The organism is Streptomyces sp. STR69, assembly GCF_024519455.1.
In the GTDB taxonomy this organism is placed as follows: Bacteria; Actinomycetota; Actinomycetes; order Streptomycetales; family Streptomycetaceae; genus Streptomyces.
The window spans coordinates 1-17,093 of the sequence record NZ_JALJRY010000018.1; the positions used below are offsets into that span (position 1 = coordinate 1).

The following is a 17,093-nucleotide window of genomic DNA, read 5'->3' on the forward strand; positions in this document are numbered from 1 at the left end:
GACGAACGGCTCAGGCCACTATCTGCCCGGCAGTTGTGCCCCCGCGTACAACGAGGTGGATTACATGCGGCTGCGGGACGTGGCTGCACGAGCGCTGCAGGGCCAGGGCTTCGGGCTCACAGTCAACGAAGGCACCGTATGGAAACCCTGGCCCGTGCGAAATCAGCATTACGGCGGTTTGCTCTGAAAGCGCGACTCCTGGGAGTAGGGATGTCCGGTCCTCATTTCCAAGGAGCCTCGGCCCCCTCCGTCGATCGACCCCTTTCGACGCAAGACGTAAGGTGACACCGTGGCGAGTCATCCAGGCTTCGGCGTTCTTCTGGCTCGACTTTTGAAGCACCGTCGGACGGATGTCGCGTGGCTGTCCTCGGCGTCCGGCATCCCGGAGACCGAACTCCGCTCGGTGGTATCGGGCACGCCGCCGCTGGCTTCGCAGCTCGACAACCTCGCCCCCGCGCTTGGTTTCCACGCCGTCGACCTCTATGCGATCGCCGACGTATCGGCGCCGGAATCCCTCACCCCCCAGGACCCGGCCGCAGGATCCGTAGTTGCGGACCTTGTCCGGATCACGATGGCACTGCCGTCGGACCAGAGAGCCAATGTCCACCAGCTTGTCGATCAGCTGCCGCTGGAACTCAAAGGACGTCCATCCGCTTCGCCGTTCACCTATGACCAGCACAAGGCCGGTTCTGGTGCGATGCTCGCCAACCTGTTGTGCGGCAACCGGAACCTGCGCTCCCTGACCGCTGCGGCCAAGATCTTGGCCATCCTGACCGAAGGGCGCGTGTACCTGGCCGCCTCGACGATCAGCGGCATCGGAAGGGGCCGTGTACCTCTGACCTCGGACCAGGTGGAAGCCTTCGCAACCGCTCTCGGCATCCCGGCCGGCGACCTCGCCGCCATCACCGGCGTCGAACTCCGCGAGCCATCGCGGCCCGACGATCCACTGGCGGCCGAAATGGCAGGGCTGCTGTGGAACTGCCGACGGCTGACCACAGCCCAGGTCGGACTCGTCCGCGACGAAGCGGAGTCGATGCTCGTAGCAGTGCCTGACGATGCCTCTGACGAAGCCTGGAACCGTGTTCATCACCACCACGGCAGATGGTGGGGTGCGCCGAGACGGTGAGAGCCGCTGGTGACGTTTCTCCTGGATCTTGGACTCTTATGTCGTTTCGGTGAACACCTGCCGACCACGGTGGGGCAGTGGTCTGCGCGTTGCGCGGGTGGACCGCCGTGTCCGTCCCAGCGTCGATTCCACGCTGCACCGATGCCTCCAACGCCACCATCGAGCCCCGTATTGAGGCTGTTGAGCGCAAACAGTCGAAAGCGCAGGAACTGCTCTATGAGCGGTTTATCGATCGCGCCCAAGATGGAGCGCACCGATCGTGGAATTGTTTGGATGGCACAATCCTGCGGCCCAAGCCCTCATGTGACCGCGCGGCAGATCGGGAAGCCAGGCCACAGCCCTACGAGCCGAAACGCCCACTGGCGGTCGACCTCAGACCTACGCATTGCGATGCGCAGGTCACAGGTGCCCGGTTGGCCCGGATTCCAAGGTCAACCAAAACAAGAAACCCCAGGTCACGGCGAGTGAGTCCTGGGGTCCCTCAGAGCCGCCTTCGGGATTCGAACCCGAGACCTACGCATTACGAGACCACGAGCGTTCGTGTTGCCTGGTGTCTCGCCGTGCTGCGTGGTGACGTTTTTACTGATCAGAGCATGTGCAGCAGGTTGAACCGTGCCACCCCGTGATGCACCGTCCAAAGGCGTCTGTCCACCGGCTGTCCACCGGGCGGGGTCGCACCCACGTCGCAAGGGCGGGGCAGCCGACCATCGAGGGGCTACCGACCCGCACCGTAATTCAGCGCAGAGGCGCTTGTCGACAACTGACAGCCCACCTGGCGGGGCCATATCGCTTGGTCATCACGCCGGACCACCCGAGTTGCCGGAGTCCTGACCGTTACTCCCCCGCCGAGACCTCGACCATCAGCCGGCCACCGTCCGCGCCCGCCATGATCAAAGCCACCATCGGCTTCGTAGCAGCCACGTCCACCCCGTTCTGCTCGGCCTGGTGTCGTGCCTCCGCCTTGGCTCGATCCATATCAGGCTTCCAGACGGGGCGGCTCGGCTTCGGCGATGAAACGTGGCCGTCGTATGCCGAACGCTCCAGCACAAGCCGGAACTCGTAGGACGAACGGCCGCGCATCGAGCGGGTGTGGTTCTCAGCCCGTCGGATCCGGATCCGTGCCTCCGCCACGGTGGTCGTCGGGCCGTGGCTGCTCCTCCTCCATGCCCGTCGCTTCCTGAAGCTTGACCATGGGGCGCGCCGGCGTCGGCCGCACGGCTCGTGCACCGGGTGCGCCGGGTGTCGACCGCCGGGCGGTCGGCGCGTGACGTGTGCCCGGCACGGTCGGCGGCGGGACCGCCACGGTCTGGCGGGCTCGTATCGCGAAGGGCGTCCGGGAGAGGACCGTCACGGTCAGCGGGGCGTCGACGTCATCGAGGTCGCCGTCGACGGTCAGCACGAGGCCTGCTCTCGGGTGCTCCATGACGCCGCGGACCGTCGCGGTCGTGGTCGCCAGCCGGTCTGCCAGCCACCTCAGCGTGACCGGGGTCGCGCTCTCCGCGGCCCACAACGCCAGCATCGCGACGTCGGTGACGACGCTGCGGTAGCTGCCGTCGAAGACGCCCCGCTGGTCGGCGGGCCGGGCGTCGACCAGCGGGGCGCTGCGGCGCAGCCATCGGGGCGGCTCCCCGGGCGCGTCCACCGGCCAGAACCGCAGCCGGTACTCGCAAGGCCATCCCCTGGGGTCGTCGCCCGCCGTCAGAGGGCGGCGGGCGAACAGGATCCGGTACGCGCTCGGCGGTCCGAGCCGGATCGGTTCGCCGACGGGGCCGGCGACGACGAGGGCCAGGCTGACCAGACCCGAGCTGACGAAGGGCGTTTCCATGACGTCGTCCCACTCGGAGAGGTCGTCGTCATCCGGCGGGGCGTCGTACACCTCGATCCGCACGGTGTGCTGGCTGTCGGCCGCGACGCCTTCCACCCAGCCGTCACCGGCCCGCGCGAACGACCCACTGGGCTGGGTTTCCACCGCGAACTCCGCGAGCAGCTCACCGACTTGGGGCCCGGACCGGTTGAGCCAGGGAACGTCCCGGATGACGAACGTCCCGTACTCCGGCCAGTAGTCGTCGTTGTCCACGGCCCTCAGCAACGGCATGACCTGTCCTCCCTCACACCGTCAGTTCGACGGCTTCGAGGCGGAGCGCCAGGCCTGTGGTCCCGGCGGTCAGGAAGTCGCCTGGCGTGTCGCACTTCCGGCCCTGCCAACCGATGTTCTCCACATGGGCGTTGGCGCAGACGGTGCCGGAGCCGACATTCAGCGTGAACGCCTCCATGCGCAGCAGCTGTCCGGTGGTTCCGATGGTGAGGTTGGCGCCGTTGTCCGCGAACTTCCAGTTGGGCTCCCAGCCGGAGTTCTCGATGTACCCGTTGGAGCCTGTACCGCTGACGCCGGACACAGCGATGTTGAGGGCTTCGATGGCGCGGGCCTGTCCGACGGTGCCGGCCTGGGCGCCGTCGCACACCGGGGCCTGCCAGCCGACGTCGCTCACATAGGCCCGGTAGCAGATGTGGCGGCCCGGGCTGGCGGCGGCCAGCTTCTGCACGGCGTAAGCCGCGGTGCCGGCCGGTGCCGTGATGGTCGTCTTCGTCGTCTTCGACGACTGTGTCTTCGTAGTCCCGGATCCAGTCGAGGCCACGTGTCCGCCGGTTTCGGCGCTCTTGGCCTTGGCGGCCGTCGTCTGCTGCTTCGCGGCGGGCGTGGGCGGCGATTTCGTGGTCTTCTTCTTGGTCTTCGTGTCGTCGTCCTGCTTGGACGACGGTGTCGCCGAGGGAGAACCGGACACGTAGCCGCCGGCCGCGCCGTCGGGCCGGCCGTTCAGAACGGTGTCGCTCGTGGCTGCCGCGCCCGCCGGGTGGGACGGCTTGCTGTCGCCGTGTCCCAGGACCAGGAACGGAACCCCGATGAGTAACGCCCCGATGATCGCCGCCGCGGCCAGCACCGGTTTCTTCGGCCCGGCCGAGGGCATCCGTACGCCCTCGGTGTCGGCGCCGCTCGTCCCCGCGGGCGCCTCGTCGGCCTCGTGCTCGGCCAGGACGTCGGCTCCGGCGCGTGCTTCGGGTGCGGCGGGTTCCTCCCTGGCCGTCGAACCGGCCGGGGCGGCGGCCAACTCCGGAGCTGCAGCCTGAGCCTCCGGCCCGGGCTGCCATGCCGAGCGCTCCGGGGCCTGGGGACGCTGCTGCTCCGGCGTGGCCTCGGGGCGGACGGGCACAGTGGCCGCCCGGCCGCTCGGGGTCAGGGCGGCGCCGGGATCTCCGGCCACCGCGGACACCTGGACGGCCCGCCGAACGGCCACCGGCGCCGTGTCCTCACTCCCCGGTGGCGTGCCGCCGGATGTTTCGTGCTGCCGGGACATCCTCGGGTCCTCTCTGGTGACTTCAAGGGTGGCGCCTCAGGACCGGCGGGCACCTGCCGAGCCCGCTGTGTCGTGTGACGCGTGGGGCAGGGGATACGGGCACGGTATCGGCGGGGACCCCAGAAGACCTCGGTCTTCGCCAGCTGTTTGACGAAGCTTCAGAAACCATTGCTGGACTGGGTAGTTGGGAGCTGCGGCGGAAACCCCTGGGTGGCGGTCAAACCGACGCGCCGGCGACCTGGACGTCTTCCGGCAGCAGCAGCCGCAGGTCGTCCAGGCCCGGTGCGGCCAGCGAGCTGAGCCGCCGGGCCTGCCGGGTCATCATCGACTCCAGCAACTGGCGGGCGGTACGCGCGTTGCCGAAGGAGCGGTCGCGCGGCAGGCCGTCCACATGGCCGCGCAGCACCTCGACAGTGGCGGGCGCGCACTCGTAGCCGGACGTGGCGGCATGCCCGCGGATGATGTCGATCAGTTCGTCGGTGGTGTAGTTCTCGAATTCCACGAAACGGGAGAAGCGCGAGGCCAGTCCGGGGTTGGAGGCCAGGAAGCGCTGCATCTCCTCGGTGTAGCCGGCGGCGATGACGACGATCTCGTCGCGGTGGTCCTCCATGAGCTTCAGCAGGGTGTCGACGGCCTCGCGGCCGAAGTCGGAGATGGCGCCCTCGGGAGTGAGGGTGTACGCCTCGTCGATGAACAGCACGCCGCCCAGGGCGCGTTCGAACACCTCGCGGGTGAGCTGGGCTGTGTGGCCGACGTAGCGCCCGACCAGGTCGGCGCGGGCCACCTCCACGAGGTGCCCCCGGGGCAGCACACCCAGGGAGCTCAGCAGTTCCGCGTAGAGCCGGGCGACGGTGGTCTTGCCGGTGCCGGGCGGGCCGGAGAAGACCAGGTGGTGGCTGATCTTCGGCACGGGCAGTCCGGCGGCCCGGCGCTGCCGGGTGGTGGCGAGGAGGTTAACGAGGTCGGCAACCTCACGCTTGACGGCCCCCAGGCCGACCATGGCCTCCAACTCCGCGCGCGGGTCCGCCTCCTGGTCGGCGTCCGTGCCGGCGCGGGCTGCCGCGTCACTGACGTCCTCGGGGAACAGCAGGGACAGATCACTCTCGCTCGCCTCGGGCACGGAGGCCAGCCGGAACGCCTGGCGGTCCACCATCTCCTCGAACACCCCGCGTGCGGCACGGCCGTTGCCGAAGGTCGCGTCGCGCGGCATGCGTTCGAAGTGGGCGGCCAGCGCCTCGGCGGTACCGGGACCGAAGTCGTAACGGTGAGCCCGGCACATGCTCTCGGTGATGGTCACCAGCTCCGCCACGGAGTAGTTGGCGAACTCCACGGTGCGGGTGAAGCGGGACGCCAGGCCCGGGTTGGCCGACAGGAACGCGTTCATGTCGTCGGTGTACCCCGCGGCGACGACCACGACGTCCTCGCGGTGGTCCTCCATCAGCTTCACCAGGGTGTCGATGGCCTCCCGGCCGAAGTCGGCGCCGGAGCCCTTGCTGTCGGAGAGCAGGGTGTACGCCTCGTCGATGAACAGCACCCCGCCCAGGGCGGTGGTGAACGCGTCGGTGGTCTTGATCGCGGTGCCGCCGATGACCTGGGCCACGAGGTCGGAGCGGGAGACCTCCACGAGGTGCCCGGAGCGCAGCACGCCGAGTGAGGCGAGGATGCTGCCGTAGAGGCGGGCGACGGTGGTCTTGCCGGTGCCGGGCGGGCCGGAAAAGACCAGGTGGCGGCTCATCGGCGGGGCGGGCAGGCCGAGCCGGGCGCGGCGCTGGGTCAGTTGGGTGAGGTTGATCAGGGTGCGGACCTGGTGCTTGACGGCCTGCAGGCCGATCAGCGCCTCCAACTCCTCGACGGGGCCCTCGGGTTCGGCGGGCGGGGCACCAGCGTTGTCGCCACCGCCCTCGGCCACGCTTCCGGCGCTGGTGCCCCAGGCATCGGCGACGGCGTTGGAGGCACTGGTCAGGTCGCCCACGTCGAGTCGTTCCCCGGCGCGGGTCTGGCGCAGCCCGGAGCCCCGGTTGTCGCGTACGACGCAGCCGTCAACCGTGACCGCCTCGGTGCTGTCCACCCGGATCCCGTCGCCCGTGTTGCCGCTGATCTCACAGCCGTTGAGCACGGCCCGCGCACCGCTCGCGATCAGCACGCCGTGCGCACCAGAGGCGGTGACCCGGACGCGGGTGGCGTTGAGTTCGCCGCCGTCCTCGACGAGCATTCCGGTGGCGCCGCTGGTGTCGATCTCGCAGTCGCGTACGGTGCCGAGCCCGCCGGGGCCGACGGACACCCCGGTCCGGGCCGCGGCGCGCAGGACGCTGTCGCGGACGTAGGGGTTGCCGTCGTCGGCACAGCGGACGGCCGCGGCGCCCGCCGCGGCGGTGATCTCGCTGTTCTCGATCCGTCCACGGCCACCGGCGGTGACCTCGACGCCGTACCCGCCGGGGGCCTCCACACGGGCCCGGCGTATCAGTGGCTTGGCGCCGCCCCGGATGGCGATCGCGGTGCCCGCGGCGCGCAGGATCTCCAAGTGGTCGAATTCGGCGGCGCATTCGTCGTCGAGCAGGACGGCGGCGTCGGTTCGGTCGGCGCAGTCCCGTACGGTCACGCGGACCAGCGTGGGCGCCGAGCCCGAGCCGCTGACGTGGATGCCCGGCCCGGCAGAGGAGTTGAACTCGCAGTCCTCGAAGGTACCCCGGGCGCGGTCGGTGACCAGCAGACCGCTGCCCTTGGTCCGTGAGGTGTGGCAGCGGCGCAGCACGGGCGAGGCCCCGGCGGAGAGCGCGATGGCGGGTCCCGTGGTGTCGGTGACGCGGATGTCGGCGAGTTCCGGGCGCGAGGCGCTGGTCACCTGGAGGCCGACAGGAGCGTGCTCCACGGTCGTGCGCAGCACGGTGGTGGTGCTGTTGCCCTCAAGCGCGATGGCCGGTTTCTCGGTACCGGATATCTCGCAGTCCTCGATGCTGCCCCGGGCCTCCTTGTTGGCGAGCAGGCCGTTGGCACGGGCGTCACGGATCCGGCAGTCGCGCACGGTGGTGCGGGCGCGCTCGGTGAGGACCAAGCCGGTGGTGCCGAGGTTCTCGATCAGGCAGTCCTCGATGACGCTGCCGGTGGGGGAGGTGTCGACGATTCCGGCTCCCTCGGGATTGGTGACCCGGCAGTCGCGCATGGCGACCGAACCGGCCTCCCGGGTGAGGATCGCGGTCCAGCCCGAGCCGATGACGGTGCAGCCGCCCATGGCGACCTGGCCGCGCGGTACGTCGACGACGGGGAGGCCGTCGCCGCCTCCGCGCAGGAGGAGGTCGGTGAGCATGACAGCATCGGCGACCAGGGTGATCGCGCTGCCGTCGCGTGGACACAGTTCCACGCTCCCGGACTCGCCGTCGGCGACGATGGTGACCCTGGTCCTGACGGTGAGTCTCTCGGGGTAGCGGCCCGGTCGGACACTGATCACGGCCCCTGAGCGGGCCGTGGCGAGTGCGTCGCCGATCGTCCGGAAACCGTCCGGTGCTTCCGGGTCGACCGTGAGCCACTGCCGCGACACGCTGGGTCCTCCTGGGTCTCGGAGTCTGGCCTCTGGGTCCGGCCGCGAGATCCGGCCTGGGGTGAAGGGCCAACTTCCCTCCCCCGCCCCTGTGTTCGCAACGCTATCCCGGCGCACCACCGGTGACGAACTATCATGCGAACATGCGATGTCCGGTGGCCCGCAGACTGTTCCTCCTGCCCGTGGTGCTCGCTGTGTCCGCGACCCTGGTGGCCGCGAGTCCGACACCCCGCCCGACCTCGGTGAGCCTGCCCGTCATCCCGTCGGAGCTGACCTCCGACGCCCCCTGTACGCCGGCGTCCAAGCAGTCCGCCGAGGCGCGGTCGTCGACCCGGGCCGCTCTGGGTCTGAACCGTACCTGGCAGTTGACCCAGGGCTCCGGGGTGACCGTGGCGGTGGTGGACACCGGTGTCGCCGAGGGCGTTTCCGCTCTCGCCGGGCGGGTCTCGGCGCCGGCCGGAGCCGGGGAGGACTGCGTGGGGCACGGCTCCTTCGTGGCCGGTCTCATCGCGGCCCGCAGTACCGACGCCGGCGCCTTCGCGGGGGTGGCCCCGCTGGCCCGGATTCTCGCGGTGCGTGGCACGGACGACCGGGGGGTGCCCTCGGTGGCCCTGGTGGCGGACGGCATCCGCGCGGCGGTGAATGGCGGCGCCGAGGTGATCGCGGTCTCGGCGGCGCTGGCCGACGGCCGCGAACAGCTGACCTCCGTGGTTGCGTACGCGACGGCCCACGACGCCCTGGTCGTCGCCCCGGCGGTGCCGGACACCGAGAACGACAAGGACGGAGCCGCCGGCGTCTACTGGCCCGCCTCCGCCCCCGGTGCCCTCTCGGTCGGCGGCACCGGTCTGGTGCTCCCGGCCGCCGCCGCGCCCGACCTGGCCGCGCCCGCCGACGGCATCGTCGGCGTCGGCCCACGCGGCTCCGGCTCCTACATCGCCTCCGGGTCCTCTCTCGCGTCCGCCTTCGTCGCGGGCGCCGCCGCGCTGGTGCGCTCCCGCTACCCCGCGCTGAGTGCCGCGCAGACCGCCGCCCGGCTCACCGACTTCGCCTACCCGGCGGTCCCGCCCCGCCTCGACCCGTACGCCGCTGTCACCGCCGTCCGGTCCACGGTGGCCCGGGCCCCCGGGGCCCTGCCCGATCGGGTCCGCATCGCACCCCCGGCCTCCGGCACCCCGCGCGCCGTGGCGGTGCTCGTCGCCGGGGTCTCCGGTGGCCTGGTCCTTCTCACGGCCGCCGCCCTCCTTGTCATTCCCCGGGGACGCGCGCGGAGATGGCGCCCGGCGGACTCCTCCCCGGCCCCGCCGATCCCCTGACCGGCCGGCCGACACGGCCTGCCGGTCGACGCCTCCCGGCGGACCACGGCGCGGGTCAAAACCACCGGCCGCTCGTTCCGCGGGGCCCTTGGCGCATTCTGCGGGCGCGCGACGATCGTGCCCGGGGTCACTCACGCAAGGCGCCGGGTCTGTTTAGCCGACCGGGAGTCCGGGTGCGTCCCGTTCGCGGGTGTCTGGCGGGTCTGTAAGGCCCGGCCGACGGGGCGATGCTGTTGGCGAAAACCGGCTGGGTGATCCGGGCCGTGGCGAGGCAGTGCCGGGAGCAGGGGGGGCTGTCGTCCGCGAACGCGACACTTCACCCGACGAGTGTCACATTCGCGGAACTAGCACCCTGCCCCCCGTGGATTCACCGACGACATCACAGAGTGGGCCGGGCGTCCTGCTCGCCCCGTCGGCCCGAAGCCGGGAAGCCGGAGCAGGTCCGGTTCTGGTACGACGACGGCCGGTCGGGCCGGCCTGCTCGTCACAGCCGGCTGGGGTCCAGGAGGGCCGTCTGTATTTCGACCGTCTTGCGGCGGGCGATCCGTAGCGCCCGGCCCGGAGGGAGGATGCGGCCCTTGACGTTGCCGAAGACGTACCCCTCGGCGGGCGGGCAGGACATCAGCAGGGCAGGGGTGTTGACCTCCTGGAGGCGCCGTAGCAAGGACTCGTTGAGGCCGCGTCCGGCACTGGCCGCTGCCCGGGCGACGACCAGGTGGAGGCCGACCTCGTGGCCTAGGGCGAGGTGGTTCAGGAGCGGGTCGAAGGGGGCGTTCATCGGACCGGTGCCGACCATGTCGTAGTCGTCGACGAGGATGAAGAGCCGGGGGCCGGTCCACCAGTCGCAGAGCCTCATGCGGGCGGGGCTGATGTCGGGGCCGGGGACGCGGTCGCGGACGGCGCGGGCGGCGCCGTTGACGAGGTCCTTGAGGACGTCGACGGAGACGGCGTGGCCGAGGCGGTAGGCGTCGGGTACGGCTTCGACGAGGTCGCGGCGGTAGTCGACGATCATGATGCGGGCCTCGGCGGGGGTGTAGCGCTCCGTGATGGCCTTGGCGATCAGCCGCAGCAGGTTGGTCTTGCCGCTCTCGGTGTCACCGACCACGATCATGTGCGGGGATTCGCTGAAGTCGTGCCAGACGGTGGCGAGTTCGTCCTCGTCCACGCCGATCGGCACGCGCAGACCGTCCTGCGCCGGGGGCAGCGCGGAGGCCGGCAGGAGCGTCGGCAGCATGCGCACCGACGGGGCGGCCGGCCCCGGCCAGCTCTCCTTCACGGCGGAGACCAGGCCGGCGACGCCGTCGGCGAGGTCCTGGGCGTCCTCGGTGCCGTCGATGCGGGGCAGGGCGGTGAGGAAGTGCAGCTTGCCCTCGGCGGTCATGCCCCGGCCGGGGACACGGGGGACGGTGGCGGCGCGGCGGATGTCGATGTGGGAGTCCATGGGATCGCCCATGCGCAGTTCCAGCCGGGTGCCCGCCTGGTCCCGGACCGCCGCGGGGAGTTCGACCCAGCGGGCGGTGGTGGTGACGAGGTGGATGCCGTAGCTGAGGCCGCGCCCGGCGAGCGCGCTGAAGGTCTGGATGTGCCGGTCGAAGTCCTGGCGCACCGTCTGCCAGCCGTCGATGACGAGGAAGACGTCGCCGTGCGGTTCGTCGGGGAACTCCCCGGCGGCGCGGCGCCGCCGGTAGGTGATCATGTTGTCGATGCCCTGGTCGAGGAAGAAGCGCTCCCGCACGGCCAGCAGCGAGGTCACCTCGGCGATGGTCCTGCCGACGCGTTCGGTGTCCAGTCGGGCCGCGACACCGCTCACGTGGGGGAGTTCGGCGAGGCTCGCCAGCGTGCCGCCGCCGAAGTCCAGGCAGTAGAACTGCACTTCGCGCGGGGTGTGGGTGAGGGCGAGGGCGGTGATCAGCGTACGTATGAGGGTCGACTTGCCGCTCTGCGGGCCGCCCGCGATGGCGACATGCCCGCCCGCGCCGGACAGGTCCACGGTGAGCAGGTCGCGCATCTGGTCGAAGGGCCGGTCGACGATGCCGACGGGCACGGTGAGCCGACCGCGGCCGTCCGGGTCGGTGGTGGTGAGACCGCGTACCGGGTCGGGCGCGAGCGGCGGCAGGACCTGGTCCAGGGTGGCGGGCAGGCCGAGCGGAGGCAGCCACACCTGGTGGGCGGGCGGTCCGGCGCCGATCAGCCGGTCCACGGCGACCGACAGCAGGCTCTCGGCCTCCTCGTCCTCCGCCGTGTCGGGTCCGGTGGCGACGGATTCGTCGGGCATCCGGCGTGGCACCACCCAGTCGGCGGTCCACGGTACGACCTGGCTGGCCACCCGGGCCTGGACGACGGCGCTGTGCCGTCGGGCGTACGGTCCCGACACGTAGGCGGCGCGGAACCGGGTCAGTGCCTCGCCGCCGCTGGCCAGGAAGCCGCCGCCGGGCTGCGGTGGGAGCTCGTAGGCGTCCGGCACACCGAGCACACCGCGGCTCTCCATGGCGGAGAAGGTGCGCAGGCCGATCCGGTACGACAGATGGCTCTCCAGGCTGTGCATGCGGCCCTCGTCGAGCCGCTGCGAGGCCAGCAGCAGATGGACGCCCAGCGACCTGCCGAGCCGTCCGATCATCACGAACAGGTCCATGAACTCCCGGTGCGCGGCGAGGAGTTCGCTGAACTCGTCGACGATGACGAAGAGGCTGGGCAGCGGCGCCAGCGGGATGCCCGACACGCGTGCCTTCTCGTAGTCCAGCGCGGAGGTGTAGTTCCCGGCGCTGCGGAGCAGTTCCTGACGGCGCATCAACTCACCGTGCAGCGCGTCCTGCATGCGGGAGACGAGGGCGACCTCGTCGGCGAGGTTGGTGATCACGGCGGAGGTGTGCGGCAGTTCGTCGAGGCCGAGGAAGGTGGCGCCGCCCTTGAAGTCGACCAGGACGAAGTTCAGGGTCTCGGAGGAGTTGGTGAGCGCCATCGCGAGCACCAGGGTGCGCAGCAGTTCGCTCTTGCCGGAGCCGGTCGCGCCGATGAGCATGCCGTGCGGGCCGGTACCGCCCTGCGCGGACTCCTTGATGTCCAGCTGTACCGGAGCGCCGTCCGCGCCGACCGCGATCGGCACGCGCAGCCGGTCGGCTCCGGTGCGCCGCCGCCACAGGGCGGCCGGGTCGTGCCGGTGCAGGTCGGGTATGCCCAGCAGGGTCGTCAACTCGACGTTGGTGGACAGCGGTTCGGCGGCCTCGGTGCCGAAGCCCATCCGGTACGGGGCGATGAGCTTGGCCAGCGCGGTGGCGGTGACCGGCCCCAGGGTGTCGGCGCGGCCGAGCCGGGTGGTCTGTTCCTTGCGGTCGCGGTCGGTGCGCACCAGGCTGAGTTCGTCCCCGGTGAGGTCCAGGCGCAGGGTGGTGCGGCCGGGCCGCCAGCCGAGTTCACCGGTGAGGTCCAGGACGACGGCGTTGCGGAAGCCGGACCCGTCGATGCGGTGCCCGGCCGGGACCCGGCCGCCGTCCAGGACGATGACGGTGAACGGCTCCTCGCGTCCGGTCGGCGCCTCCGGGTCGAACGGTGGCCGCTCGACGAACTCCGCGCCGAGCAGGTCCTCCAGTTCGTTGAACGCCGAGACGATCATGCGGGCGGGGCCCGCGCCGTCGTGTTCCTGGTCGCGCAGGCTGTGCGGCAGCCACTTGGTCCACTCCCACTGTGCACGCCGGTCGTCGTCCACGCACAGCGCGATCCACAGGTCCTCGGGCGCCTGGAAGGTGGCCAGTTGGGCGACTATGGAACGGACCAGGGCGCGTATCCGCTCCTGGTCGCCCCGGAACAGGACCCGGGACCAGGGACGCAGATAGATCGCGATGGGCTGGTCGGGGACGGTGGCGTAGGCGCGGATGAAGCTCCGCAGGGCGTGCGCGGTCAGTGGTTCCAGGTCCTCGACGGGTTTCGTGGACTGCGGGGTCAGCCGCAGTCCCAGCCGCTGGTCACCGACGGCCACCCGGACCTCGGCGAAGTCCTCGTCCGTCGGACGGCGTTCCCACAGCCGCGAGGTGCCCACCAGTGACGGCAGCGCGGCCGGTTCCGGGTGCCGCCAGGCCAGCGCCCGCTGCTGCTCGACGACGGCGCCGCGGACCTTGCGCCGGGTCTGGGTGAGATAGCGCAGGTAGTCGCGACGTTCGCCCTTGAGCCGTTGCTTGCGCTCGCCGTTCTTGCGGACGACCTGGCCGACCATCATGGCGGCCGAGGAGAGCACCATCAGCCCCATGGCTATGTACATGAAGCTGCCGAGCTGGCCGTTGGAGCCGGGCCTCATGAACATCATCATCATGGAGACCGACATCATCCCCATGGGCAGATACGTCCACACGGCGGAGCTGTCCGGCACCACCTCGGGGAGGGTGGGCGGCTCCTGGAGGCTGAGCTCTCCTTCGGGCATGTCCGGGCCTCGCCGGCGGGCAGGCCTGCGGAACAGAACCACACTCACTGCGGTGTCTCCTCGCCATGGTCGGCGCTCGCGCCACTGTGGGGCTTTCGGGACAGGGCCCCGAGTCCGGTCACGGTACCCGGCCCGGAACCTGCCTCCGATCGCCCGACCGGGAGTTCAACTCGCGGTCTACAAAGGTTCGTTGGGAAGTTTCTCTGAAGATCCGTCAAAAAGGAGTGGTGGCCCGTACGTTCGGCTCTGACGTGTGCGAGTGGTGACCCCGGCGTTCAGGTCACACGTCCGGCGCGTCCCCCCTACCCCGCCCTGTTCCCCCAGCCCCGGACCTCCGGAGAAGGGTGCGGCCCCTGATGACCGACAGGCCCGTCGGCTCAGCGGCGGCCCTGTGCCGTCTGACCGTGCATGCCCCCGCCAGGACCATCGACCTGGCGGTCCCCTCCGATGTGCCCGTCGCCGACCTCCTGCCCACCGTCGTCGGCTACGGCGGCGACGGGCTTGCGGAGACCGGCATCGAGCACGGCGGCTGGGTACTCCAGCGCCTCGGTGGGCCGCCGCTGGACGAGGAGAGCACGCTGGACGCCCTCGACCTGCGTGACGGCGAGACGCTCCACCTCCGCCCCCGAGTCGAGGCACTGCCCGAAGTACACCTGGACGACCTGGTGTTCGGTGTCTCCACCACCATGCGGCAACGCCCCTACGGCTGGGGACCGGACGCCAGCAGGCGGCTGCTGCGGGGGTTCGCGGTGACCGCGCTCACCCTCGGCATCCTGGTGCTGGCGCTGCCCGGAGCCCCCGGCTGGCAGCGCGGCCTGGCGGCCGGCGCGACCGGGCTGCTGCTGCTCGCGGGCGCCGCCTCCGCCGGCCGGGCGGTCGGCGACGCCGGCGCGGGCGTGGCGCTGGGGTTCATGGTCGCCCCGTACCTGGCACTGGCCGGCTGGCTGCTGCCCGGCGGCGCGATAACGGGGCCGAATGGCAACGAGGGGCTCGGCTCGCGCCTGCTCGCGGCCTGCGCGGCCGGAGCGGGTGGCGCGGTGCTGGCGCTGGCCGCCGTGGCCTCGTTCGCCGCGGTGTTCCTCGCGCTGTTCGTGGTCGCGGTGTTCGGCGCCTTCGGCGCCGTCCTCATCCTCGTCGGCGACCTGCCCCTCGGGCACGCCGCCGGCGTCCTCGCGGTGTCCGCGGTGGTCCTCGGCGCGTTCGTCCCGGCACTGTCCTTCCGGCTGTCCGGACTGCGTACGCCACCGCTGCCGACCAACGCCGAGCAGCTGCAGGAGGGCATCGAGCCGCATCCCACCGCCGCCGTGGCGGCCCGGGCCGTGATCGCGGACGGCTGGATGACCTCGCTGTACGCGGCGACCGGGGCGATCTGCGCGGCCAGCCTCGCCGCGTTCACCCACGACCCCGGGCTGCCCGAGGCCGTCACCGCGGCTGTGCTCTCGCTGCTCCTGCTGCTGCACGGGCGCGGCCTCGGCAACGTCTGGCAGCGGCTCTCGCTGCTCCTGCCCGGCGCCCTGGGCGCGGTCCTGCTGGTCTACGGCGTCGCCCGCTCGGCCGGCCCCGACGACCGGATGCTGGTGGTCGCCGGGCTGCTCGCGGTCACCGCGACCCTCGCCATCGCCTCCTGGACGGTACCGGGGCGGCGGCTCGTGCCGTACTGGGGGCGCGCGGCGGAAGTACTGCACACCACGACCGCCATCGCCCTGCTGCCGCTGGCCCTGTGGGTGCTCGGTGTGTACGGCGCCCTGCGCGCGATGAACAGCTGACCCGGAGGAAACGACCGCGATGCAGTCCAGGCGCGACCAGGTGCAGGCCCACATGTTCGTCATGGGCCGGCTGACCTCGGGCATGCTACGAGCCGACCCGGACGCCCCGGAGAGTCCGCAGGGCCGGACCAACCGGGGTGTCGTGATCGGCCTGCTCGTCGCGGTCCTCGTCTCGGCGGGGGCGTTCGTCTTCGGCATCATCAAACCCGGAGGCACGGACACCTGGCGGACCTCGGGGAACCTGATCGTCGACACGGACACCGGCTCCCGCTATCTGTACCTGGACGGGCGGCTGCGGCCGGTGCGGAACTACGCCTCGGCACGGCTGCTCCTCGGCGCGGATCTGGCCGTCACCAAGGTGCACACCGCCGCGCTCAGCGGCACCCAGCACGGCTCGCCGGTCGGCATCGACGGCGCGCCTGACGCGCTTCCCACCGGCGCGGGGCTCAACAGCGGTCCCTGGCAGGTCTGTTCGGGGCCGGACACCGGCGGCGGGACCGGCTCCGGATCGTCGGCCGGTGCCGCCGTCACGACCCTGGCGGTGGGCGCCTCGACCGGCACCGGCACCCCGCTCGCCTCCGGGCAGGGCCTGCCGGTCGTCGGCCCCGACGGCACGGACTATCTCCTCTGGCAGGGCAGCCGGCTGCGGCTCGACCGCGCCGCCGGCGCGATCGACGCCCTCGGCTACGGGTCCACGACCCCGCGCCCCGTCTCGGCCGCCTTCCTCGACGCGCTGCCGTCCGGTCCCGACCTCACTCCGCCGGACGTCCCCGGCCGGGGCGACACGGGTCCGGCGCTGGGCGGTCTCGCCACTCGCGTCGGGCAGGTGTTCCAGGTGTCCGTGCCCGGAGGCGGCCCGCAGTACTACCTCCTGCTCAAGGCGGGGCTGACGCCGCTCACCGCCACCGGCGCCGCCCTGGTCCTGGGCGATCCGCAGACGGGCGCCAAGGCCTACGCCGGCGGGTCCGCCGCCATGGTGTCCCTGGGCGCCGACGCCCTCAAGGGCCACCTGGCACCCACCACCGGAAGCGTCGCCACCCCGGGCCTGCCGGAGTCGCCGCCGTCCGCCCAGCGGGTGGCGGACGGCTGGACGGCCTGCGCCCGCGTCCAGCCGAGCGGTTCCGGCACCCGGGTGAGTGTCGACCTCGTGCCGGCGGACTCCGGCGGGCGGGCCACGCAGGCCCTCGCGCCCGGCGAAGCGTCCGCCGCATGTCTGCCGGTGAACTCCGTCACCGTGCGCGCCGGAGGCGGCGCGCTGGTCAGGGCGCTGGGCGAACACGGCGACGAGGTCGGGGACACCACGTATCTGGTGACCGACACCGGGGTGAAGTACCAACTCGGCACGGAAACCGACCAGAAGGCCCTCGGTTATGCGGACAACGAGGTCGTGGGGCTGCCGTTCATGCTGCTGTCGATGCTCCCGACCGGACCCGAACTGACCGGCGCCGCGGCCTCCTCGGCCGGCGACGCCGCCCTGGCACCCGCCGGCTGCGGGAGGCCGGACTCTCGTCGAAGTACATCGGAAGCAGGGTCTGATGTCATGTCAAATTAACCTGGGGCAAAGGAATTTGACGGATCGTCGACTGAAG

10 protein-coding genes are annotated in these 17,093 nt (G+C 71.5%); 5 read left to right on the forward strand and 5 right to left on the reverse strand.

The annotated features are described in order from the left end of the window. On the forward strand, positions 1 to 187 hold a 187-nt coding region (locus OC490_RS30155; protein WP_262061178.1), incomplete at its 5' end, for a hypothetical protein. A gap of 102 nt (positions 188 to 289) precedes the next feature. Next, positions 290 to 1,126 carry a hypothetical protein gene (locus OC490_RS30160; RefSeq protein ID WP_262061179.1) on the forward strand — a complete coding sequence of 279 codons (837 nt, stop codon included), beginning with the start codon at positions 290 to 292 and terminating at the stop codon, positions 1,124 to 1,126. Positions 1,127 to 1,960: 834 nt separating this feature from the next. On the opposite strand, the gene OC490_RS30165 is transcribed toward OC490_RS30160, so the two are convergent. The 4 genes from OC490_RS30165 to OC490_RS30180 all read right to left on the reverse strand — a co-directional run bounded on the left by OC490_RS30165 (position 1,961) and on the right by OC490_RS30180 (position 8,014). Further along, positions 1,961 to 2,101 (reverse strand): hypothetical protein, encoded by a 141-nt coding sequence (locus OC490_RS30165; protein WP_262061180.1) that lies wholly within the window; start codon positions 2,099 to 2,101, stop codon positions 1,961 to 1,963. 121 nt (positions 2,102 to 2,222) lie between these two features. Next, entirely contained in the window at positions 2,223 to 3,221 is a 999-nt protein-coding gene (locus tag OC490_RS30170; RefSeq protein ID WP_262061181.1) for a hypothetical protein, read from the reverse strand. 13 nt (positions 3,222 to 3,234) lie between these two features. Further along, entirely contained in the window at positions 3,235 to 4,479 is a 1,245-nt protein-coding gene (locus OC490_RS30175) for a hypothetical protein (protein ID WP_262061182.1), read from the reverse strand. 217 nt (positions 4,480 to 4,696) lie between these two features. After that, a complete protein-coding gene (locus OC490_RS30180) occupies positions 4,697 to 8,014 on the reverse strand; it encodes a right-handed parallel beta-helix repeat-containing protein (RefSeq protein WP_262061183.1) in 3,318 nt (1,105 codons plus the stop codon). Between the two features lie 143 nt (positions 8,015 to 8,157). On the opposite strand from OC490_RS30180, the gene OC490_RS30185 reads away from it, so the two are divergent. Beyond that, on the forward strand, positions 8,158 to 9,327 hold the full coding sequence (locus OC490_RS30185; protein WP_262061184.1) for a S8 family serine peptidase: 1,170 nt from the start codon (positions 8,158 to 8,160) through the stop codon (positions 9,325 to 9,327). Between the two features lie 484 nt (positions 9,328 to 9,811). On the opposite strand, the gene eccCa is transcribed toward OC490_RS30185, so the two are convergent. Next, positions 9,812 to 13,738, reverse strand: coding sequence for a type VII secretion protein EccCa (gene eccCa / locus OC490_RS30190; protein WP_262061185.1), 3,927 nt, complete (start codon positions 13,736 to 13,738; stop codon positions 9,812 to 9,814). A gap of 356 nt (positions 13,739 to 14,094) precedes the next feature. Here eccCa and eccD point away from each other — a divergent pair, with 356 nt between their 5' ends. Continuing rightward, a complete protein-coding gene (gene eccD / locus OC490_RS30195; protein WP_262061186.1) occupies positions 14,095 to 15,504 on the forward strand; it encodes a type VII secretion integral membrane protein EccD in 1,410 nt (469 codons plus the stop codon). A gap of 19 nt (positions 15,505 to 15,523) precedes the next feature. Then, the gene (eccB, locus tag OC490_RS30200) at positions 15,524 to 17,056 is read left to right on the forward strand and encodes a type VII secretion protein EccB (protein ID WP_262061187.1); all 1,533 of its coding nucleotides are present in this window, start codon (positions 15,524 to 15,526) and stop codon (positions 17,054 to 17,056) included. Positions 17,057 to 17,093: the final 37 nt, after the last annotated feature.

Coding starts and splice junctions, on each gene's coding strand:
- eccCa (WP_262061185.1), bottom strand. CDS start 13,738: ATGCCCGAAGGAGAGCTCAGCCTCCAGGAGCCGCCCACCCTCCCCGAG.
- OC490_RS30170 (WP_262061181.1), bottom strand. CDS start 3,221: ATGCCGTTGCTGAGGGCCGTGGACAACGACGACTACTGGCCGGAGTAC.
- OC490_RS30175 (WP_262061182.1), bottom strand. CDS start 4,479: ATGTCCCGGCAGCACGAAACATCCGGCGGCACGCCACCGGGGAGTGAG.
- OC490_RS30165 (WP_262061180.1), bottom strand. CDS start 2,101: ATGGATCGAGCCAAGGCGGAGGCACGACACCAGGCCGAGCAGAACGGG.
- eccB (WP_262061187.1), top strand. CDS start 15,524: ATGCAGTCCAGGCGCGACCAGGTGCAGGCCCACATGTTCGTCATGGGC.
- eccD (WP_262061186.1), top strand. CDS start 14,095: ATGACCGACAGGCCCGTCGGCTCAGCGGCGGCCCTGTGCCGTCTGACC.
- OC490_RS30185 (WP_262061184.1), top strand. CDS start 8,158: ATGCGATGTCCGGTGGCCCGCAGACTGTTCCTCCTGCCCGTGGTGCTC.